Origin of the sequence: Lysinibacillus xylanilyticus (assembly GCF_001183605.1) — a bacterium.
Taxonomy (GTDB): domain Bacteria; phylum Bacillota; class Bacilli; order Bacillales_A; family Planococcaceae; genus Lysinibacillus; species Lysinibacillus xylanilyticus.
In genome coordinates this window covers 750,914-773,942 of record NZ_LFXJ01000005.1, presented here as the reverse complement: position 1 = coordinate 773,942, position 23,029 = coordinate 750,914, and the positions used below count along the sequence as shown (strand labels likewise).

The 23,029-nt window shown below is 33.3% G+C and carries 19 protein-coding genes; 5 read left to right on the top strand and 14 right to left on the bottom strand.

Features of this window, described 5'->3' with window-relative positions:
• Positions 1 to 246 precede the first annotated feature (246 nt).
• On the bottom strand, positions 247 to 1,692 hold the full coding sequence (pdxR, locus tag ACZ11_RS06685) for a MocR-like pyridoxine biosynthesis transcription factor PdxR (protein WP_049664682.1): 1,446 nt from the start codon (positions 1,690 to 1,692) through the stop codon (positions 247 to 249).
• A 126-nt stretch (positions 1,693 to 1,818) separates the two neighbouring features.
• Here pdxR and ACZ11_RS06680 point away from each other — a divergent pair, with 126 nt between their 5' ends.
• Complete coding sequence (locus ACZ11_RS06680; RefSeq protein ID WP_049664681.1) at positions 1,819 to 2,730, top strand: DMT family transporter; 912 nt, start codon at positions 1,819 to 1,821, stop codon at positions 2,728 to 2,730.
• 39 nt (positions 2,731 to 2,769) lie between these two features.
• On the opposite strand, the gene tnpB is transcribed toward ACZ11_RS06680, so the two are convergent.
• A complete protein-coding gene (tnpB, locus tag ACZ11_RS26910) occupies positions 2,770 to 3,015 on the bottom strand; it encodes an IS66 family insertion sequence element accessory protein TnpB (protein ID WP_134008503.1) in 246 nt (81 codons plus the stop codon).
• Between the two features lie 97 nt (positions 3,016 to 3,112).
• Between tnpB and ACZ11_RS26540 the strand changes: the two genes are divergently transcribed.
• Positions 3,113 to 3,268: a hypothetical protein gene (locus ACZ11_RS26540; RefSeq protein WP_166672163.1), complete on the top strand. Its 156-nt coding sequence runs from the start codon at positions 3,113 to 3,115 to the stop codon at positions 3,266 to 3,268.
• 606 nt (positions 3,269 to 3,874) lie between these two features.
• Here ACZ11_RS26540 and ACZ11_RS06675 read toward each other — a convergent pair.
• The 5 genes from ACZ11_RS06675 to ACZ11_RS06655 form a co-directional block, all read right to left on the bottom strand.
• Positions 3,875 to 4,135: a hypothetical protein gene (locus ACZ11_RS06675; protein WP_049664680.1), complete on the bottom strand. Its 261-nt coding sequence runs from the start codon at positions 4,133 to 4,135 to the stop codon at positions 3,875 to 3,877.
• Between the two features lie 415 nt (positions 4,136 to 4,550).
• On the bottom strand, positions 4,551 to 5,360 hold the full coding sequence (locus ACZ11_RS06670) for a VanW family protein (protein ID WP_049664678.1): 810 nt from the start codon (positions 5,358 to 5,360) through the stop codon (positions 4,551 to 4,553).
• A 384-nt stretch (positions 5,361 to 5,744) separates the two neighbouring features.
• Positions 5,745 to 9,524, bottom strand: a complete 3,780-nt coding sequence (locus ACZ11_RS06665; protein ID WP_049664677.1) for an nSTAND3 domain-containing NTPase — start codon at positions 9,522 to 9,524, stop codon at positions 5,745 to 5,747.
• A 328-nt stretch (positions 9,525 to 9,852) separates the two neighbouring features.
• Complete coding sequence (locus ACZ11_RS06660) at positions 9,853 to 10,581, bottom strand: Fic family protein (RefSeq protein WP_049664675.1); 729 nt, start codon at positions 10,579 to 10,581, stop codon at positions 9,853 to 9,855.
• Between the two features lie 498 nt (positions 10,582 to 11,079).
• Positions 11,080 to 13,047, bottom strand: a complete 1,968-nt coding sequence (locus ACZ11_RS06655) for a hypothetical protein (RefSeq protein ID WP_049664674.1) — start codon at positions 13,045 to 13,047, stop codon at positions 11,080 to 11,082.
• 1,206 nt (positions 13,048 to 14,253) lie between these two features.
• Between ACZ11_RS06655 and ACZ11_RS06645 the strand changes: the two genes are divergently transcribed.
• Positions 14,254 to 14,553 (top strand): hypothetical protein, encoded by a 300-nt coding sequence (locus tag ACZ11_RS06645; RefSeq protein ID WP_049664671.1) that lies wholly within the window; start codon positions 14,254 to 14,256, stop codon positions 14,551 to 14,553.
• Between the two features lie 483 nt (positions 14,554 to 15,036).
• Here the strand turns inward: ACZ11_RS06645 and ACZ11_RS06635 are convergent, their stop codons facing one another.
• The 7 genes from ACZ11_RS06635 to ACZ11_RS06610 all read right to left on the bottom strand — a co-directional run bounded on the left by ACZ11_RS06635 (position 15,037) and on the right by ACZ11_RS06610 (position 19,674).
• Positions 15,037 to 15,594 carry a nucleotidyltransferase family protein gene (locus tag ACZ11_RS06635; protein WP_049664668.1) on the bottom strand — a complete coding sequence of 186 codons (558 nt, stop codon included), beginning with the start codon at positions 15,592 to 15,594 and terminating at the stop codon, positions 15,037 to 15,039.
• A 588-nt stretch (positions 15,595 to 16,182) separates the two neighbouring features.
• Positions 16,183 to 16,353, bottom strand: a complete 171-nt coding sequence (locus ACZ11_RS26225; RefSeq protein ID WP_161804444.1) for a hypothetical protein — start codon at positions 16,351 to 16,353, stop codon at positions 16,183 to 16,185.
• 154 nt (positions 16,354 to 16,507) lie between these two features.
• Positions 16,508 to 16,762 carry an aconitate hydratase gene (locus tag ACZ11_RS06630; RefSeq protein ID WP_236690796.1) on the bottom strand — a complete coding sequence of 85 codons (255 nt, stop codon included), beginning with the start codon at positions 16,760 to 16,762 and terminating at the stop codon, positions 16,508 to 16,510.
• Between the two features lie 740 nt (positions 16,763 to 17,502).
• Complete coding sequence (locus tag ACZ11_RS06625; protein WP_049664665.1) at positions 17,503 to 17,853, bottom strand: hypothetical protein; 351 nt, start codon at positions 17,851 to 17,853, stop codon at positions 17,503 to 17,505.
• Positions 17,846 to 18,184, bottom strand: a complete 339-nt coding sequence (locus ACZ11_RS06620) for a YolD-like family protein (RefSeq protein ID WP_049664663.1) — start codon at positions 18,182 to 18,184, stop codon at positions 17,846 to 17,848. The genes ACZ11_RS06625 and ACZ11_RS06620 overlap by 8 nt, the downstream gene beginning before the upstream one ends.
• Positions 18,185 to 18,196: 12 nt before the next feature.
• Positions 18,197 to 19,456 carry a Y-family DNA polymerase gene (locus ACZ11_RS06615; protein ID WP_049664662.1) on the bottom strand — a complete coding sequence of 420 codons (1,260 nt, stop codon included), beginning with the start codon at positions 19,454 to 19,456 and terminating at the stop codon, positions 18,197 to 18,199.
• Positions 19,453 to 19,674, bottom strand: coding sequence for a transcriptional regulator (locus ACZ11_RS06610; protein WP_049664660.1), 222 nt, complete (start codon positions 19,672 to 19,674; stop codon positions 19,453 to 19,455). Before ACZ11_RS06610 ends, ACZ11_RS06615 begins: the two co-directional genes overlap by 4 nt.
• A 526-nt stretch (positions 19,675 to 20,200) precedes the next feature.
• Here ACZ11_RS06610 and ACZ11_RS06605 point away from each other — a divergent pair.
• Positions 20,201 to 20,563 (top strand): ArsR/SmtB family transcription factor, encoded by a 363-nt coding sequence (locus ACZ11_RS06605; RefSeq protein ID WP_049664658.1) that lies wholly within the window; start codon positions 20,201 to 20,203, stop codon positions 20,561 to 20,563.
• Positions 20,556 to 22,934, top strand: a complete 2,379-nt coding sequence (locus tag ACZ11_RS06600) for a heavy metal translocating P-type ATPase (protein ID WP_049664657.1) — start codon at positions 20,556 to 20,558, stop codon at positions 22,932 to 22,934. Before ACZ11_RS06605 ends, ACZ11_RS06600 begins: the two co-directional genes overlap by 8 nt.
• Positions 22,935 to 23,029: the final 95 nt, after the last annotated feature.

The following is a 23,029-nucleotide window of genomic DNA, read 5'->3' as shown; positions in this document are numbered from 1 at the left end:
TTTATTTGTTTGAAACACTCCCCAATATCGATTCAAAAATAAAGAAGAAATTGATAAAGTCTTGCCGTGGTCAACGGATATGCCATCTAGTTGTAGTGTGCCGAAAAAAAGTGAGGTAAACAAAAAATAACTCCAAAATCAACTTTTATCTTATATTTTGGAGTTACTTTACATTTACTTATATACCGAATTGGTACAAATCATATATGTAAATCAAAAGGCTTCCAATCGTAATGTTGGAAGCCTTTACTCATAACAAAAGTTGATTGCTTTTTGAAGTCGAGAGACCCCTTCAGTAATATCATTTATATCTACTTTTCCATATGACAGACGAATATAACCATCTTTTGCACCGAAAATACTGCCAGGCATAAAGGCAACTTGTTGTTTTAAACCTTGAATAGTGAGTTGTTTTTCTTGTATAGGTTGTGTTAATTTTCCCCATATGTAAATACCACCTGTCGGCATGGGGAATGAGAGTTCCTCCTGTAGGGAGTATTGTAATGCGTCTACCAATACATTTCTTTTTTGTAATAATTTAGATCGTAACTGTTGTAAATGTGTTTCAAATGGAACTGTTTCAAAAAATTGTTGCATAATCCATTGCGGAAAGATACTTAAGCCTAATTCCATTTGGTGCCTTGCATCTGATAATCGTTCAATAACGGACTGAGGAGCAACGAGCCAGCCGATTCGCAATCCTGGTGCTATCAGTTTTGACAGAGAATGAACATAAATGACTGTTCCGTTTGTATCGATTGATTTTAAAGTTGAACATGTTTGTTCTTTATTTTCTAATGTTAATAAACTAGAAGGGTCATCTTCGACAATTGGAATTCGTAAATCGGCACATAAAGATAGAAGTGTTTCTCTTCTTTTTGGATGAAGGAGTGTCCCTGTTGGATTTTGATAATTGGGATTTAAGAAAATCATTTTAATACGGTGCTTTCGATAAAGTTCATGTACATCATCTGGATGAATGCCATGTTCATCAACAGGTAATGGGAAAATACGAATGCCAGCCGATTGAAAAAGAGGTAAGGAATAACAATGCGACGGACTTTCAAATGCTACTGCATCGCCTGGATTTAATAAACATTGCACAATAAGGTGCAGTGCTTGTTGGGCACCGGAAGTAATCATAATCGATTGTTCGGTTGCATCAATTTGTAAATGCTCCTTCATATACTTAGCTACAATTTTTCGTAAAGGAAGATATCCTTGTGGATGATCATAGCTTAACGATTGCGTTAGTGGTTGTTGATGTAAAATTGCTTGTAATTGCTGATGCGGAAATAAATCACATCCAAGTTCACCATTTGCAAAATCAATGATATTTTCATTTTGCTGAACTTCCTCACGAATGTAGCGAAGGAGTGGTAAGTTAGGTAAAAATGTCCCACCTTCCACAAAACCGCTCCAATTCGGTGCGAATTTTGGCGATACACCCCACATCTGTGTACTGACCCTTGTTCCTTTTCCAGTTGTACTCTCAACAATTCCCATTGCACGTAGTTCATTATAGGCTGTTGTAATTGTACTTCGATTTACTTGAAGTTGTTCTGCTAGCTTGCGTTCTGAAGGGAGAAAACTTCCTGGTGGAAGCTCTCCGTACATAATACGCCTTTCAATATAATCAACAACTTGTAGATAAATCGGAATTTTACTATCTAGATCTAACTTCCATTTCAATTGTAACGTCTCCTTGTTCCTTCATTCTTACCATTATAGCAAATTGGCCGTGTAAAAAAACAGCAAATTGGCTGGTGTTACAGGGGGCCAATTTCACTATACTAAATGTGTGAAGGAGAGATTTGGATGAAACAAAGGAAAATGGAATGGCTCCTAATGTCAGTTGCTTTAGTATGGGGAGCAAACTATTCGATAGGAAAATATGGAGTGGCATATATGTCATCCATTCAATTTAATAGTATGCGATTTTTAATTGCATCACCAATTTTGTTATTTATTACCTTTATTATGGAACGTTCATTACATATAGAGAGGAAAGACTGGTTGAGACTTTTGGTGGTTGGTATTGTTGGGACAACATTATATCAAACGCTTTTTATGCTTTCAGTAAAACATACTTCTGCGACGAACGCTTCATTACTAATTGCGATGTCACCAATCTTTACAGGGATTTTAGCTATATTGCATAAACAAGAACGTTTTTCTCTGAAAATACAAATCGGATCTATGCTTTCTTTTGGAGGAGCAGCACTTGTACTATTAACTGGACATACGAACCAATCTGCATATGAATATGCATGGTTTGGAAATATAATTGGATTGGTTGCGTCAATCGCATGGGGCTGGTATCCAATCCTTGCTCAGCCGCTAATTACGAAATATTCTGCGATGCGAGTAACCGCTTGGTCAACGTTATTAGGAATTATCCCGCTTGTTTTATACTGCTTAATAAATGTAAACTCCTTAACATTGCCGTCTGATATGCTAAGTTGGGGTTCGTTAGGATATTCTATTGTATTTGCAACAATTTTCGGGCTAGCAATGTGGTACGTTGGAATTAGTAAAATTGGTTCAACAAAAGTAATGGTTTATATGTATCTTGTTCCACTATTTGCTGTTATATTTGCTGCTGTAACGATAGGCGAACAGGTGAATATCATGCAATTGTTTGGTGGACTTGTTATTTTCGCTGGGTTATATGTTGTGAAAAAAGGAGCAGTGATAAACCCAGCGCTCAATTTAAAAAAGGTAAGTTAGTATGAAAAGTGACCACGTCCTAAGAGTGGTCATTTTTGTTTACAAAACAAGTTTGCTTGCTTCATGGCTCGCGTTTGAAAAGGTGTCTAACTCAAATTCTTCTTTTACAATAGCCGCTAGCTCATCAATTGATTTACGTAAATCTGTTACCCCTTGTGCAAGATATACTTTTTCAATTACGATTTCTGATATCATTCCTCCACATGTAGTATGTAAGGAGATTGTTACCGAAACAAAACGGTTCGGAGTTAAATGTTGCGGAATTGAAAATGTTACTATATCCATACCTTTTGTTTCATCACATATATTTCATTAATTAATTGTAAGTTTTGCGGATAAAAAATCATCTTTCTCTCACACTAATGGTGGAGGTGAGATGATCATGGGAAATAATAAACATAAAAATAATAAAACTCAAGACAACAAAAAACAGCAGAATCAAAATCAAAATGCTAACAGAGAACGTAAAAATGAAAACAGAGAAGAGTTCGGTGAGGAAGTAGATTTCAGTAGTATTCAAAATGAAAATAAACGTTAATTAATTTTGAACTCCCCCCCAATATTCATCTTAGAAAAAGGTGTGTATTGGGGCTTTTTTTATTTTGTAAACATCGATCTTAATCCATCTTAAAATACAAAAAACCCGGAAATAATTCCGGGCTAATTACCACTTACTTTTTTCCTCCATGACATACTGTCTCGCTTTTCGCATTCGATCTTAAGAATAACCTAAGACAACCTGCTTTAGCTTTCAGTTGATGGTTATTCAGAGTAAACGATCAATCGTACTCATCGGGTTAACCCTCCTAGTCATATTGGTTGAAGTGAAAATCTTTAATAGTATAGATTAATTATTATTTTTTATACACTTTTTTTAAAAAAAATCAATATGTTCTTTTGGTCCCCAATGTTATGCCTGTTACGAAGGTTTTTTAAATTGTGAAACTATACAATCAATCATTGGATCTATTCGCAGCTTGTGCTGTGCTTTAGAATAAAGATTGATTTAAATTTTTCCGTCAACCTTTAAATGCAAAAACTCCATTTTGGAAAAAGAAATTGATCAAAGTTAATCTTTCTAACTAAGTATGAGATTTTATTCTGCTTGATAATTTCTTTCCATAGAATGGTGGTTTCACCTTTTTTACGATATGAATTTATCTACTACTAAAGCCGCGGCACAATAAATATCTACTGGTATCCATAAGAGCCATCCTATCATCCAGTTTAATTTTATATATACATTAGGTGGTATTATTTTCAATGATATTTTTGTATTTCCTACGAGTTCATTATTTGTTCGTACCCCTTCAGAAATATTATCAACCTTCAGTTCTGCTTGAGTTAAATTAGGATTTTGAAAATCAACTTCTAAAAATGCGTATTGAGGATTTAAAATCGACAAATTTCACACTCCTTCGTATCATCCTAATTCCTTAACAAATCAATTCAATTAAAAGCTTAAATTGCACTTGGCATTTGGCCTATTATATTCTCAAGATAGTAATAACATGTGTGTATGCACTATTAATTTACAAAGTTTTGCAATGAGTACAATCAATATGTCGATTATTGACGTGAAATTTTAAAGGGTGTTTTTTAATGCTCAATAAAAAAAACACAACTATAAATTTTTTACTTATAGTTGTGCTTTAAAAATTAGTGTAGTAGCTTCACCTATAAATTAAAAATCTAGTCTCGAAGTCCAATTTCATTATATTTTATTAATCTCTAAAACTATTGCTGAATGATTTAAAAATCGCACGACGGAAAGCTTGTCTTGTTTTCCAGTTTTCACAAAAGTTCTATTTATGCCGTCTTCACGGCAATTCAGGAGCGAGCGGTATAGGATACTTCACCTCTGAAAAGTTTTTGATTAGCAATTCCTCTTTTAGCATTTGTCCCGTTATCTTATCGATTGTCTTTCGCCAAATTTCATTTTGACGATAGTTTTTCCCGTCTCTTTTTAAAAATTGATGGTCTTTCTCCTCAATATGATACGAGTAAGGCATTTCTTCATTAGCAAAAATAGCGCCTTTTAAATGTTTATCTGTTACCCAAACCTTTATTTGAAAAGATTTGGATGTCGGATTATAAAATCGTAAGTCTATATAATTGTAAAAAACACTTGCACCACTCCCAAATGGAAGCGTTCGCCCCGAATCAGGAAATGGGTCGAAACTATGATGATGTCTTTCCGTAACAATAAGAGGTGTGTGTAGCGCCATCCAATACAGTAGATTAGCGAGCTGACAAATTCCACCGCCAATGCCCGTCTTTACTTCTCCCATTGCGAGCTGCATGCCTTCAATATAGCCTTTTGCCTCAGTCGTTTTCCCTACTAGTTGCCAAAAAGAAAAAGTTTCACCAGGCTTAATGATTACGTCATCGATTTCACTCGTAGCAATTTTTAAATTGATTATTTTATTTTCTTGTAATTTAGGATCACTGTTTCCTAATTTTCTTTTCAGCAATGATTGATGTTTTTTACAAGTATAGGGAAATGTAGTTGATAACTCTTTATGCGTGGCAAACCGTTTTCTTTCTTTTAAATTTGCTAAAAACCGAAAAAGTCTTTTTTGTTCGATTCGTATGTGATAGAAGATTGGATGAAGTTCAGATAGTCTCAATACTATTTTCCTCCCTATTTTCAAACTAGAAAATAATAAACTTTCTATTTAATTAATATGCTTTTTTAGTTGAATTCGTTCCAAATGGTCACATTCATTCCTTTCAAAATTAAACGAACTCTAAAACCCGCTTAGGTCTTAGAGTTAATAAAACTACTAGTATATCTCTCTAAACTTTTATCTAAATAGTACATTTGAGTAGGCTTGTGTCGGTTATAAAAATACTGCTTTAGAAATTCTTCAGTGATAGTATCAAAGTTCCAATAAATTAAATTTTGATTACCATTATCCTTGCAATATTGGTATCACATGATCTTATTTGAAAAATTATTTTACTAAAACTGTTTACACATCGATAGGCTATCTGGAAATGAATAATATGTTTCAATTTCTATGTTTAAATATCCAATTTTCAATCTCTAAATCAGATTGAAAATCGATACGTTGTGCATTTAATATTTCATCTCTACGTTCTTTTATAAGTTCTCTTAAGCGAGACGTTTGTTCAGCGGAAGAATCGAAGTTGCTCTTAACAAAATTAATAGTCTGGAATAATCTTGGTTTATTTTGTACCAAGATTTCTTCCATGAATTTCATTCGTTCCTCAATAGGTAATCCTTTTATTATATCTATACTATTTAAAATAACTATATCATCTAAAAGGTGCGTGAAAATTTCATATCCTAACACCTCTCCAAAGACTTCCTCAATCTGACGGCAATTTTGCGAAATGCGTTCAATATATTTCAATATTTGTTGGATATATTTTTCTTTTTCTTCCTTTGGTGTTGCTTCAAAAAATATTGTCCAAAATCTTTTACTATTTGGTCCATTTACATTTACAGTCTTCTCTAAAAGACGTTGGAAACAAGTATTTCTAACAGCAAGGTCAGAATGATTACACAAAGAAGTCCAAGTTCTTTCGATAATATCCATTTCATCTTCATTTAAACGATCATTGATTACCTGTCGAATTATATAATCTAGTGCTATATTAAAACTCGAATGATTCGGATTTTTTACAATTTGAAATAATATTTTTCTCCAATTTTCAACATCTGTTTCCACTAACCCAATGCTACCAAGTATAAATGGATAACCTGTCACCACTGCTAGACAATCAGATAAAAGTGAAGTCGGTAAGGAGTCACTCCATCTTTCAATTGGTTGATGAGAAATATTTTCCACCTTAGAATCTAAGTTTAATATTTCTTTCGGTATATTTTTTCTTGTTAAAGCTACCGCACGAATCCATCTTGAGTCATATCTTTTACTTTGTAATAATTCTAAAACGTCATTTTTCTCCTCATCACTTAGTAAATCCCAATAATAGATATATTCAGACAAGGAAACAGTTACTAATGACGAATCGTCCATATTTAATAACTTTCGTCCTAGCGGTCTTCGGAGAATAGGGTCTGATACTTGAGAAATCAAATACTCTGTTATCCCCAACCCATAATCTTGCGGAACACTCTTAATTAAGTATCGTTCTAACCAATTGAACCATGCCTCTGCTAAAGAAAATTTAATTTTAGTGTTATCAATATATTTAGCTGATTTTATTATAGTATCAAATAAATACGGTTGATCCACATCAAGGAACATTATTGGAATCGAATTTAAAAAAATCGGAAAGAACTCAGCCCATAATTCCCATATTTTAACTCGATCAGCTTTATCAATTCCTTGCCAATCAATGCTATCAGAAGTATGTTCCTTTGAAAATCGAACCATAAAATTATTTGTAGCAGCACAAATATCTGGTTTCTGAAATGCAATATGCAAATTTATACTTAATTCTTCACGTGTTTCTGTTGATAAATATGGCCAAGCTTGGAAACAACCATGAATGGCACTTTTAACTACGAAAGGATGTCTATCTTGAAGTACAACCTCTGTAAGCTCTTTTATTTCAGCTAGGTTTTTCATAATAAAGAATGCTACTTTACTTCTAATTATAGCTTCATCGTAAGTCATCAACTGTTGGAGATACCTTATATTAGTTTCCTTATTCGGAAATATAATTAAATATTCACATATTTTATACGCTTCTTCAGAATGTACAAAATTGTTGGGTTCTGGATAAGCTAATTTTTTTAAAATATCTTCACTCTGCTGTTTAGATAACTGAATACTTAATTGGAACCTTGCAAAATCAACTAAAGAATATCCATCTTGACCTTTTATGACTGGACGACCGTTGATCCAATCTAGATGAGGCCCATCAGTATATCCACTTTGAATATGATCCATCAATAATTTCTGCCCTTCATAAGTCAGTTCTGACATTCGAGAAATCATAAATGGAAGTACTGCATCACGAACTGCAGGTGAAGAATGTTTTAAACATATAAAAGCTTGGTCCATAATTAATTTTTTAAATTCATCGTTATTATGTGCTATATAGATCCTCTCAAACTTCCTTACAATATTCAATAAAGTATAGCTGTCTATTGAAGAAACGGAAATGTCAATTAGTTTTGTGATATTATTCCTTTTATATCTACCCAAATGTTCAATTACAAATAAGGCAGCTTCAAAATATGTAGGATGAGTAAATTGCCACAAATCATTTTTGAAACTAATATATCCATGGGTTTCAAGATATTCGATTGCTTGTTCAAACAATTCTGTTGAGTCTAATCCTAATTCCTTAGCAAATTGAAATAATACTTTCTCCGGTAAACCTTTAGTTGGAGAAGTACTCATTCCTAATACAAGTAATAAAAGATTTAATTCAAGGTTCCCTTTATTCATTAAAGCTAGTCCTAATTGATTTGAATCCGCTTTTGCCATTTGTTCTAGTGCTTCTCTACTTTTATTATGGAGTTCTGAAGAGTCGATAAAAGCTAAATGACGTAGTTGACCTGGCTGTAAAATTGACACATCTAAACCCTTAGCTATTTTTAACCTTATTTCGTCAGAAACACCATTTACCTCACAATATTGCTCCCAAATTAAATTTGCTAACCCTGGATCAGTGACAGTTAAATCAAACCAAGTGTGGTTTTGTATCTTCCATTTACTCATGTGATTTTCCTTAGTTAACATTTGAATCAAATCACTTCGAGAAGTTACTATTAATTTCCGATGTTCACCGCTTTTTGTTATGAGGGAGTTTAGCTTACTCCAAACCTCAGCTGAGTCCTTCTCTAATTCAGTTGCTCCAAAAGGGTCTTCAAGAATGCAAACTCTATTTTCGGTACTCATATCAGTAAGAATTCGCGAAGCCTTATCTATATCAGATACTTTAAAGCCTATATAACCTTCATTCCTAAATGTTTCAGCAATATATTCCGCAGTATGGGTTTTCCCACAAAATGATACTCCAGTTAACAATAAAACATGCTGTTCTTTTAGAGCTTGCTTACAAGAAGCAATTTCACGCCGTTCCGTGTGAGTACCTGTAAACATTCTTTGACTAATATGTTCACTAATAATTTTACGTATATCTGGCATTACATCTCTTCGTTCGTCACGGGCTTTTGTTACGGAATTATATAGTATCCTAAGTACAGATTCACATTTAGCTTGAGGTATAGAGTGATTTATATGTAACAAATTTTTTATTTCTTCTTCTATTTCAACTTGATTCAATTGCTCCCATACGAGGATGCGTGTTGAAATCGCTTGAAGGGAACGTTTGGATTTACCATACATTTTTGATTGCCCCTGGCAGAATTCTCTTCTTTTTTTATTAAGATCGCTATTCTCGCCAAAGCAGTTGCTAAGGAAGCCAAGAAATATATCAACTTTATCTTTATGTAAAGGATAATGTAAAGACTTAGTACTATGTTGAATTAATTCTTTGGTAGTAAATAAGAGGGTCTCATCTGTACATCTGCCCTTAGCTATAAAAAGCGCATAACGTTTAGGATCGCCTTCTAACCTAGATAGTAAATTTCCTACTGCACTAGCATCTGGAAAGTGAGCCATCCATTTTGCGAGAGAATTCAAATTTAGAGGTGATTCTTCACTCTTAACTTGTACCTCTATAATGTTTATCCCTCCCTCTACAGGGATTATCAATTCCGCATCTTCCCCGCCTTTCTTTTCAACAATCAATTGGGATTCAGCGATATCATATGCCTTTAATGCTACATATACCGTCATTAAATATTGGTATTCATAACCCTTTGGTCCTGCTACTTCTACTGTCAATTTAATACCTCCTAAAACAGGTTGGTTAATATTTTGAAAAATTACAACCTTACTCAAACTAGTAACTTGCTAGTCGTACAATATTAGTAACAAAGGATTTGAGGCGCTTTTCAGTTGGTACAAACTTGTTCAACCGGAACCTTGTTACGTACCAAGTGGAAATAGCGCCTAGAACCATGGTATTGCTGAATTTTCACTTAGGTGTAGAAAATGTGTAGAGTAAAAATGAATGAATTCTTAGTCTACAACTATACTTGCTGCATAACTGAATCTTCAGCTCTTATAAATGCTACCATTTCACTAAATTCATGTTTTAAGTAAATTATTATTAATTTATTGCACTTAAATAAAGATCTAACGAATCATTTACTTCTGCTACTACTAACTGAATAAAATCATCGTAATTTTGCGTTGTATGTGCTTTATCTAACGCTTCATAATAAGCTAGACGATTTTCCACTTTAATTACTACTGGTGGATAGCCATCTTTCATCAGCTCTAGGTTCAATAACAATCTTGATGTACTACCATTACCGTCGATAAATGGATGAATGCCAACGAAAATCACATGCAGCATAGCACCCCTTACAACAGGATGTAATTGAATCCCCTCGGTATTATACCAATCCATTAGCTGCTCCATCTTCTCTAGAATAAGGAAAGGTGCTGGGGGTGTATGTTTTGCACCTGAAATAAACACTTGTTGGTCACGATATACACCCGCAAACTCGTCATCTATCCCCTTCAATACAAGACGATGAAGATTTTTAATTTGCCATTCAGATAACGTTTCTTCTTTGTGAACTATTTCTTCTACATACGATATAGCATCACGGTGATTAATTACTTCTAAATGTTCTCGCATCGTTTTTCCGCCGACGGTGATTCCTTCAAGAACAACTTTTGTTTCATTAATTGTTAGTGTATTGCCCTCAATTGCATTAGAATTATACGTCCATTCTAGTAATAACTTTTCTCGTAAGCTTTTTAATGTATATTTAGGAAGTGGTCTAAGTGCATCTACACGCGCCTTTTTTTCATTGATTTGATCTAACACTTTGCTTCCTCCTTCCAACTTTTTATTTTACTTATTTATGATTTATTATACCGATTCAATATAAAAATTACACTTTAACTATTTAAATGAATGGTGGTACTCTTTTCTTTAGGAAATGAAAAAAAGCTCAACCTCTGACTTTCCAGAAAGTTGAGTAATTATTTATAGAGAGTTAAACCCGCGTCCCGTCAAATATCGTTATTAATAAACGTTACAAGATCCGCAAGTTTATCATAGACTTCAACCGAATGATTTTACTGTATCGGGAACGCGATGTAAAGCGATGCAATTACAGCTATCGTAGTTTAATTTCGTTTTACGTCCTTTAAACTTTCCTTGGCTTTAGCGATTTCAATGGACGTGTTATTTTATCCTCCATATTTATAATACATAAAATGACTCTTTATCCGGGGATTTTACTCATTTGAGAGGATTCTATATATTTCATAAGGGTATGCTTTTATTTTATTATTGGATTTTATAAAATAGATTGATTGATCATAAGGTTTTATTGAATATATTGATTACATCTTGCCTTTTCCCATTTACATAATAATTATCAAGTAGAATAAAACTATCAAATATATTAAAATCTACATCATTTAAAATCGATAAATCTTTACATACTTCTTCAAAAGTTGACATTTTTCTAAAATCACTAACTATACGTTTTAATGTTCCTATCAAACAATTATTTTTGTCCAATAGAAGCTTAAAGTTATTAAAAGCTGCGCTGTCACTAAAACTAAAATTATCACTCAAACTATAATTCTCAATTAAAGAAATACATTTATCATATACGCTAGCAGCAACCGCAATTTTTTTTATATTTTCATCATAATCAGATTTCAAACTATCTACCGTTGCATGAGGTTTTCCTAAGCAAATAGCTGGTAATGATAATAAATCTTCCCCAATCGTAAAAAAAGAACATCTCTTTGGGATAGACGAAATCATTGCATTAAAAAAATGGTTTTTATACAAAGGAGCTGGACTTATAATTAATAAATTCTTATTAGAAGAAACTAATTCTTTTATTTCTTCAATCACTTCAAGAGGAATATTATTTATGATTTGATATTCTTCTATAGACATTTTCATTTCTAACTTATTTATTTTTATATATGGGGTCGTACAATACTCAGATATACATTCTAAAAGAGAACACGAACACTCTTCTAACTCCATATATCTATAATATGCATCCTCGGATTGTTTATTAGCATCTATGAATGTAGATATTTTTCTATAATCATAATAATCATAATTTTTTATAGATAAAGATTCTTCATCTATTCCTCTCAAAAATACTATGTCTTCCCTCAAAGATACTTCTCTAACTTTTAAGCTCATTAAGTAACTTAACAATCCAAACCCTTTATGATAAAGGTCAAACCTAATAGCAAGATCATTTCTTTCATCCTCAGATTTAAACTTCATCTCAATATCTCTGAAATATTGTTTAATCGTTGCCACATTATAAACCTCTAAGCTTCTCTCAGAACACAGGTACTCTTCAAATTCTTGGTTGAACTTAAATATTATTTTTTGTTCATCTAAATTAGATCTTTCTACTATGTCAAATATCTTTAATTCAAGCACGTCTTCTTTATATTCATTTAAAAATGTTTGATATGTAGAAATGAAATGTTTAACATTAGATTTATCAACCTTTTTATGTGTTTGATAATCAATACTAGGATTTTTAATAAGTGAATTAACTACGGTAGAATCGAAAAAGCTCATTGCTATTTTATGTATTATTGCTTCTAAAATAAGATCATCAAAATCAGAAACTAAATCTTTATAGTTTTCTCTTAATAAGGTTTTCAACTCTTTTTTTAATATCGCTATCGATTGATCCTTTGGTCTATCTTCAAATATAAAACCTATTTTTTCTACAAATTGGTTTAGTTGTACTGTTGGATTAATTTTTATTATTTTATCAAAGTGCATAGGGTATTGATTTTTAAACTGCTCAATAAATTTAGAAATACATATATCACAAGCGTTTTTTGCACATTTATCACATACAATGCCAACTTTTATGAAATATTCTCTAATAGTATTTGCTTTACTTTTATTAGTCTCGTACTTTATCAATAAGTGAAGGATATATGAAATACCTTCTTCTTTATTTAAATAAAATATTTCCCCATCTTCTTTAAAAATATCTGTACTAGGCACTTTCGTATTTGTATTGAAATATAGCCTACGATCATCAACCGTTTGCGTATAGAAATTATATATAGTTTTTGAAATTTCCGGTGAATATAAACCTATATTTTTTTTATAGAATTTCACCTCAATCGATTCATTCATATTATTAGCATTAAAGACTCGAATATCTGCTCCGCACTCTATACCTACACTTGAATTATCATCTTTTAACTTGAGTAATTCTTTAATAGCAAGATATATTTGCTTATAATATCCATTAATAGATCCAGCAACATCTGTTGTCATACAAACCCTTCCTTCTATAACGGTCCATGTTTAAAGTTTGCTACAGTGAATTCTCGTCCCCCCGCAATTGACGATCTTGTTTTCTCGACAACCTAGCCTTCCCCGTTTGTAGTAGAACTAACTCAGGAATAAGAACAGTCATCTGCAAATTCCATGAATCCTTCATTTGAGGTATCCAATTATGTATGACCTTGTTAAATGTGATTTTTTTCAAATCTATAAACTACTATCTACTTCTGCCCCTGATAGTTGCTAAAATACATTCAATCATTCTCTATAATTGCTGTTAATACCTATCCTACTGTAACGAGGAACTCGGGAATCTCTCTAACAAATGGTTTATCCTGTAATATTCAGATCTTCCACCCCTAGCCTATATTGTAGCTAACACCATTCAGACTTACTACATCTGTTACTATATTAGTGTATAAACTTTAAATTCAATCATTTTTGTAGACCATAGTACGTGGTTTAGCACCTCTTATACCAAAGGTTTTATCAGCAGAACAAATTATTCAGCATCATAACGCTGTGCTCCATGGTCATTATAATGTTGACTATTTTTCAATGGTTAGAAATTCATCAGAAGAATTGTTTTCACCACTTCACGATAACTATCGATAGAAACAATAGCCCCTCACACATCAATCTAGGGGCTTGTGAGTGAAATTACACATAAGTCCTTTTGTTACGCCCCCTGCTCTTGATTCAACATTCATAAGTTGGAAAAAAGCTCTGAGAACCGACCTGAGAGCAATCTAGGCAACTAAGTGTATGTCTAACTGATTCTCGAGTCTTATTATCGTTGATCTACGTGACTTAACAAAGCACACCGCAAAAAAGTAAATACTTACCAAATTTCTGAATATATTGTAATATAAGGTTTGTAATTACTATTTATTCATTTTATCAACCATATCGGCGGAACAACTTATGCGATTAAGCCTTATTCTACTCTTATCAATATTTTTAGTAGCTTGTAGTAATAATGATATTGAGAAAACGACTGATAATCTAACTAATGCAGAAGCAACTAGTAAGAATGATTTCACAACTAGTAAAGAAGTATATGACTATGCTCAAAGTGAGTTTAATAGTCTGACAAACTTTGGTGACAACTAAATTCCTGAAAAACACGATGAATTAGTAATACAGAAAACTGCCGATTATTTTGAAATTGACTATGAAACAGCTAATCGACTCTACATGGAAGAAGCTACAGGAATAAAAGATGGAACAAAATTCAAATCTACTACTAAACATTCATCCGAAATGACTATGGTGTTATTTAAGTTACTACAGCCAAATATGACATATGAAGAAGTTACAGCTTTAACAAATTTAGAAGGAACTCTTGACCCTACTATGTCATCTACATCTGATGGAATAGAATCCTACAAATATGAAGGAGTAGATAACGCTAGTATTTCATTACTGTTCGATAATGGTAAGCTAGCGATGACAAGCCAAGCAGGTTTAATAGAGACACACCATCCCTTTCACTAGAAGAGTACGAACAACTTGTTAAAGTTGCGATTTATTTGTGGTCAATTCTATCAAATCAGCGACAAATTCAGGAGTTTCAATGAACGTAAAAACTTGGAATCTCGGATTGCGTTTGTTTCTCATTGTATGGTCCAAATTGTGGCCCAATTTTATCAATTCAATCGCCAAACTCTTCTTGTACACGTTTTTCAATCCATATGCTTTTGCGTTCAAAGCCATATTTAAGTGATAAAGCTCTTTGTCTGTTAGCGGTCTTAATAGCTCGAATAAAAAATGAAACACTATAAGCCTGTAACAAGATTCTTGAAATTTCTAATCGCCACTGTGTATACACTATTAAAATTGCTAAAGAAACCAAATAGCAGAAAATGAAGCATCCATATCAGTATAATGAAACGACTTCTATTAAAATGAGATATAGTTAATTAAAAGATAATAAAAAAAAGAGCCTTTAAGGTGTGACCCCTTAAAGGCTTTTTTGCTTTATACAAAGTTTCTCTTGTGCTTCTTGTGTGCTTCTATATTGCTCTGTATGTGGTCTTTATCCCAAAGTTGCAACTCCCAAGGGAAATAAAAGTTACTTTTATTTTTGAAATAGATATGCACGCCCTCATATCCTTCTTTTTTTCTACGATACCAGTTTTTAAGACCATACTTTTCTTGCCAGTCATCAAGACTATTTTCAATCTCTTCAAGTTCTTTTGCGTCCAAAATCATACGGCAACCAAAAACATCATTAAGCCAGTTATTAACAGGATACTGGTCAGAGTTGCTAGAATAGCGTTCAATCTTATCTAAGATACTTTCAGAAGTCTTGACACGGTAGTAATACTTAATACTGTCTAGGTCAGCTTGCATAAGATAATCATTGATACTTTCATGCAAATTCAAACGATAATTAAGAATATGCTTCACGGGTACATTGCTGATAGTCCTTGAAAGATTATACTTTTCAACTTTGCCAGTCTCAAAATAATCTTTAGAGTAGTTCAAGTGCATTTGATTTATTTCAGAGATGAGTTTCTCTACTTTTTCATTCATTTGCTTCTACCTCTTTCATCTTTTTATTTATCGATAGAGTTTCAACTTCATCAGTGTATTTTTTTATGAAATTAAGAGCAGAGTTAAAGCCTTTTTTCTATTTAACTCTCTTTTGGTGTTTTTCTTGCTAAATATTCCATTTCAGCTTCTAGATTGTATTTTACAACACGCTTTTTTCAGTCATGGTAATACCTCTTTTTATAATTGTATCATATTAGAATAGATATTTAACAATGACTGCAACGGCTAATATAAAAGCTATTGCCCAAACTACACTCTAAACTATTTGAAGTAATCTACCTCCACATTGGCTTCGGCTCGTGTTTTTTTGTTTTTAAACAACAAAAAAGCCTTTGTAACTTATTATTGAACAACACAAAAAAGCTATTAAATAAGTCACAAAGACTTGTCATTGTTGATTACATACAGACTCTAATAAAGGTCTGAAAAAAATGAGAAAAAATATAGCATGCTTAGACAATTAAATAGAGCCAAATCTTACTTGTTCTCTTCATCTACTTAAGAGCAAAGTTTTCTACACATAATTTGGATTTATGCTTACTACTATAAGACTTTCCATAACATAAATCACCATCCGTTAACTGCAATTAAAACAAAAATAATTTCACCGATTATTAAAAAAATAAACCATGCTTTCATCAGGGTAACTAAACAGCCTTTGTTATTTCGGTAAAAATATAATCCTCCGATATTAATTATTAATAAAAGTATAAAACTTATTATTAATTTTATTTCCATTTCTAGCTCCTTTTAATTACCATATACCGTTATATATATATATCTTACTTGCATAATTATAATAATTCATATTCTTGTACTAATTGTAATGAATCCATCCTTTAGTAATACCAGTAGCTAATATTTAAGTAATTTAGGGTGGTTTTCTGCGATTTTAAACTATCTCTGCACATTTATTCAAACGGCTAGGCATAAGGTTCTCTACCTGTGCTTTTAGAGCTTGATTGGCATAACGTATCACTTCATCTTCGCCTGCCGTTTTGATAATTACATCACTGAAATATTCATCAATTTTAACCCATTTTTCAACGGCAATATTTTTCTTAGCCAGGACTCGCCTTTTATTGTAGGAATCATGTCTTATATTTTTTAATAAATCCTCTACAATATGGAGATAGATTTTGGACATTTTTAACTTTTCAAGCGATGAATAGTCTTGTTGTAATGACCTGATGGCCATATCTAATTTAATAATAATCTCCTACAAAACACTACGATCCTCACCATTAATCATCAACGTCCACCATCTTCGCGTTTTGGATTTTATCAAATGCAATACGTTTGATAGCTACATCTGTCTCTAGTAACAATTCCTTTTTGATCGTATCAGTTCCTGTAACTAGCCCTGTCTCGTTATTTAAATTATTGTTGCTCCACAGCGTTAACGTAATCAGTTTACTTGTCGTTGCTCCTTGTGCTCATCAAACAAATCCAATTGGATGCTGTGCTGTGGTTCTAGAATTCGTTATTCTAACTGACAATTGCCGTGCTGGCTCTCCCGCAAAATACTCATCCAGTAATTCCAGAAGATTGCGATTATAATTAAGATTGATAATCTGTAATAAAGTTTGATAAAAATCATTTCTTTAGTTATTTTTAAGGTGATTTTTTAATACTTGATGTCATGATTGAATTTTACCTTGTGAAGAATTGTACTTAAACTAAATGGTCAACCAGAAATATCTGGCTGACCTTATAATACGAACGGGGTGCTTTAGTTGAATAAGACTCATTTAATTGATCAAATCTTTTATAAAAATTTCATACTTAGTTAAAAAGATTAACTCCATTTTGATTAATCATTTTTCAAAATGGAGTGTTTCTGCATTTGCTGATAAATAAAGGTTGAAGGAAATTTTCAATCAATCTTTATTCTAAAGCTACACGTATATGATTAATCAACAGTTTTTCCACTTGTGATTTAAGAGCTTGATTAGCATAACGGAGTACTACATCATTACCTGCAGTGGCAACTTGCACGTCACTAAAATATTCATCTACTGGTTGCCAACCTACTACTCGTATATGTTGCTGTGCAAGTTCTCGTTTTAGATTAAAATGTTCTTGTCTTAAATCCTTTAGCAGTGAGTCCATTAAAGGTAGAAAGACTATTTTCATTTTAAATTGCTCTGTTTTTTTGTAATCAATCTGCAATGATTTCACTGCAAGTTCAAGCAATAAATATTTGTGTAGTAACTGCCGCTCATCGGCTTTAATCATAATAATCAACTTCCTGTTGTGCGGATTGTATATACTGTATTGGGATACGTTTTGTTTTAATAAGTGTTTCAAGTATAAGTTCATTTGTATTAAAATTAATTGATTTTATAATTCCATTCCATTGAGTGGTTTTACTGTCCATCCATACTTCTAACTTAATGTTTATTTGCTGATTATAAGCTTGATCAATTGTTTGTTGTAATTCTTCTAATTCCCAATCAGTCAATTCTCTTGGCTGCTCTGTATGCTCTTGTTTGAACTCTCTAAGAAGCTCCAAATGCTCCGGCAACATCATCGATGCCCATTTAATATTACCTCTGTCTTGTATCATAATAAATCACTCCTATGCCAAATGACCACCAACTAAGCGATCTCGATTAATAGCTGTACCGGCTTTTGTGAAAGAAACTGCTCTTAATATTGAGGTAGCTCCAAACCTGTTGCGTATTGCATCCATTGTAGGACCGATTATTTGACGCTGTGGCTTACGATCATCGAATAAATCTAATTGGATACTATGCTCTCTTTCCAGGTTGGATATTCGGACAGATAACTGCCGAGCTGGTTCACCTGCAAAATGTTTATCCAGTAATTCAATACAAGTTTTATACATCACAAGTGTCTCGCTTGTTGGTACTGTAATCGTTTTAGATCGATGGAATCCTTTAGTCATAGCGTTTCGACTATAAGAAAGACCAATACTAATTGTACGGCCAACATAACCTGCATCCCGCGTTCGCTTCATTACGTCCTCACACATTTCAAGGAGCACTACAGAGATTTCTTTACGTGTATGGTAATCCCTCATCAGCATTTGGCCCTTTCCAAAACTTAAAGCTCCGTTTGATATTAACGGCTCCCCTAATGTGGATAAATCAATTCCCCATGCATGGTAATAGAGTTGATTGCCCATTACACCAAAGCGCTTTTCTAATTCTTTTAGATCTGTATTAGCCAAACCACCGACTGTTTGTATCCCCATAGCATTTAGATTTGCTTCCATCTGTTTACCGATTCCCCACATTTCAGATAGTGGACGTACTGGCCATAGTTTTTTAGGAATGTCTTCATAAGTCCATCTAGCAAAGCCTGTTTTCTTTGCATCAAGGTCTAAAGCTAATTTGGCTATTAACATATTTGGTCCCATACCTACTGCACTAGGTATATTAAATTGGTCAAGAATAGCCCTTTGTATTTCCTTAGCCGTTTCTTCAGGTGAACCCCAAAGCTTTTCAGTGCCGGTTAAGTCAACAAAACTTTCGTCCACACTATACACATGTATAGCATCTACTGGTACGTAATTAGAGATCAATTTTGTAATCGTCATCGACATTTGAATAAAGAAACTCATTTTAGGCTCAAACAATCTAATGTCAGGATGTTTAGGTATTTCATAACGACGACTACCAGTTTTGATACTAAATTTTTCTTTCATTAAGGGGGATGCAGCAAGCACTACGCTACCTGGTTGGTCAAAATTTGCTACTACTGCAACTGGAGTTTTTAAAACATCTATCCCATGTAACATCGCTACGATACTGGCGTAAAAGCATTTCATATCGATACACATAATAGGTCTATTGGGCATGCTCTCATAATTCATACAACTTCACGTCCCTTACTAAACAAAGGAATAACGGCTAGAACGTTACTGATCAAAAAAGTACGTTTTGCATGTCTTGTAAAACAAAATGCTTGAAATGAATCACCAACAATTTTAATGACTTTTACACGCCTTTTTGTAATGGAACCATCTTTTGCTACATACATCATGCTCACTAATTGTTTGCACCGCATAGCTTTAATCAGTTGTTCTCTCATCGCGGTTTCCTCCCATTACCTCTCGTAATTTTTTAAATTGGCTAATCACTATATCTAGACTTTCAATTTCTATCGATGCGCCTACTGGTAACGGAACAACTTCCACAAATTGAATGGCATTTGGACTTTTAAACCTTTTATATCCAATTTGATCTCCTCTCCAAATACTAGTTGTGTATTATTGTTATTTATTATTGGCACAATGATTTTCCCCTTTACCTATCATACGTAAGAACATTTGTTTGTATACATATTAGAACAAATGTTTGTATTTTGGCAAGGTTAAATTTTTGGAAATAAAAAAGACCAGTTACTCAAATTGGACTTATCCTGTCAAGTAGACAGCTGTAAAAAAATATTTGTCCGCTGTTAGGCATCTACATAAAACTCTTCTGTTCAAAAATAATAAATTGCAAATAATAAGTAAAACATTCAAACAACCGTTTGACTATTTGAGTGTTAGATTATATCATAAAAACAATCAAATGATTATTTGAACGTTTGAATATGAATCGGAGGGAAAAACATGAAAGAGATTTGTGAAATTACGTGTATTCATCAGGATAAAGTAAACCATATCCAAGACAAGTTAAAAGAGAAAAAGCCAATGGATGTTGCAAAAGTTTTTAAAGCTCTTTCTGATGATACACGTGTAAAAATTGCCTATGCTCTTACGCTAGAGGAAGAATTATGCGTTTGTGATATTGCTAATATCATTGGATCAACAACAGCAACTGCGTCACATCATTTACGTTTACTACGAAATTTAGGTTTAGCTGAATATCGTAAGGAAGGTAAATTGGTTTATTACTCTATTCATGACACGTATTTTAAGAATTTAATCAGTGTTGCATTTGAAGATCATAAAGAAGGTGAAAGTAATGACTGAGGAAAAACAGGTATTCCGCGTGAACGGTTTCTCTTGTGCTAACTGTGCAAGTAAATTTGAACGTCATGTAAAAGAAATACCTGGTGTTCAAGATGCAAAGGTGAACTTTGGGGCATCTAAAATATCAGTTACAGGCAATGCAACCGTGGAAGAGTTAGAAAAAGCAGGAGCTTTCGAAAACTTAAAAGTATCGCCGGAAAAACCCAAACGTGTTGCTCCATCCCAAACAGATACAACTTATAGAGTTGAAGGCTTCTCTTGTGCGAACTGTGCGGGTAAATTTGAACGTAATGTAAAAGAGCTTCCTGGAGTACAAGGTGCAAAAGTAAACTTTGGTGCTTCTAAAATTTCTGTAACGGGTGAAACGACTATTGCAGAACTTGAAAAAGCTGGCGCATTTGAAAATTTAAAAGTCTCAATGGATACACCTGCATACAGATCTAAAGCACCAATTTCTGACAAAGGTGATGAGCCAATTGAAAAGAAAGTGCCATTTTATAAAAAACATAGCACACTTTTATACGCAACCCTATTTATAGTATTCGGTTATCTATCTCAATACGTAAATGGTGAAGAAAACCTTATTACTTCCCTTTTATTTATAGCTTCGATTGTAATAGGTGGTTTCGGTCTATTTAAGGTTGGGTTCAAAAATTTAACTCGCTTTGATTTTGACATGAAAACATTAATGACGGTAGCTGTCATTGGTGCTGCATTTATTGGGGAATGGGCAGAAGCATCCATTGTTGTTATCTTATTCGCCATTAGTGAGGCGTTAGAGCGTTACTCAATGGATAAAGCCCGTCAATCAATTCGTTCGTTAATGGATATCGCACCAAAAGAAGCGTTAATTCGTCGAAATGGTCAAGAAATCATAGTAAACGTAGATGAGATCGAGATTGACGATATTATGATTGTTAAACCTGGACAAAAAATTGCCATGGATGGTGTCGTTGTTAGTGGTCTTTCGGCAGTCAACCAAGCAGCTATTACAGGTGAGTCAGTACCCGTTTCAAAAACAGTAAATGATGAGGTATTCGCCGGTACACTAAATGAAGAAGGTTTATTAGAAGTTAAAATCACTAAATACGTTGAAGATACAACAATTTCAAAAATTATACATTTAGTAGAAGAAGCTCAAGGAGAACGTGCTCCTTCGCAAGCATTTGTAGATAAATTCGCAAAATATTACACACCAATTATTATGGTTATTGCAGCGCTTGTAGTAATTGTTCCCCCACTCTTTTTTGATGGTAGTTGGGAAACTTGGATTTATCAAGGTTTATCTGTTCTTGTAGTTGGATGTCCATGCGCACTTGTCATTTCCACACCAATTTCTATTGTATCAGCCATAGGTAATGCTGCTAAAAAAGGTGTGTTAATTAAAGGTGGCATTTACTTAGAGGAGATGGGTTCGCTTAAAGCCATTGCTTTTGATAAAACAGGCACACTTACAAAAGGTGTTCCAGTCGTTACAAACTTTGATGTGATGCGCGAACAAAAAGATTCAAAAGAAATTCTAGCGATTATTACAGCTTTAGAATATCGCTCACAACACCCTTTAGCGTCTGCGATTATTAAAAGAGCTGAAGAAGAAAATGTTTCATTCCAAGATATCCATGTTGATGCTTTCACAGCTATTACTGGTAAGGGAATTAAAGGTGAAGTAAATGGCACTCTGTATTACATTGGTAGCCCTAAATTGTTCCAAGAATTAAATGTAGTTATTCCTGAAAACATAGAAGGAAACATTAAAAAGTTACAAAATGAAGGCAAAACTGCCATGATTTTAGGGACAGAAAAAGAAATATTAGCAGTCATTGCTGTAGCTGATGAGGTACGTGAATCTAGCCAAGAAATTATTGAAAAATTGCATAACATGGGTGTTAAGAAAACAATCATGTTAACCGGTGATAATAAAGGGACGGCGAATGCAATCGGTCGTCATGTAGAGGTTTCTGAAATTCAAGCTGAATTAATGCCTGAAGATAAACTTTCCTATATCAAACAACTTCGAAAAGACTATGGAAATGTCGCAATGGTCGGTGATGGTGTTAACGATGCTCCTGCTTTAGCAGCTTCTACTGTAGGTATCGCTATGGGTGGCGCTGGCACAGATACTGCATTAGAAACAGCAGATGTTGCTTTAATGGCAGATGATTTACGCAAGTTACCATTCACTATCAAATTGAGTCGAAAATCATTAAATACTATTAAAGCCAACATTATCTTTGCAATAGTGATTAAACTTATCGCCTTATTATTAGTAATCCCAGGTTGGTTAACTTTATGGATCGCTATTATTTCCGATATGGGGGCAACTCTGTTAGTAGCTTTAAATGGATTACGTTTAATGCGTGTTAAAGAGTAATTAAACTCACCTTTCAATAGATGGGCTTTTGATATGAAAGTCCATCTATTTTATGATTAATAGTTAATATTCTTTGTAAAAGCATTTAACTCATT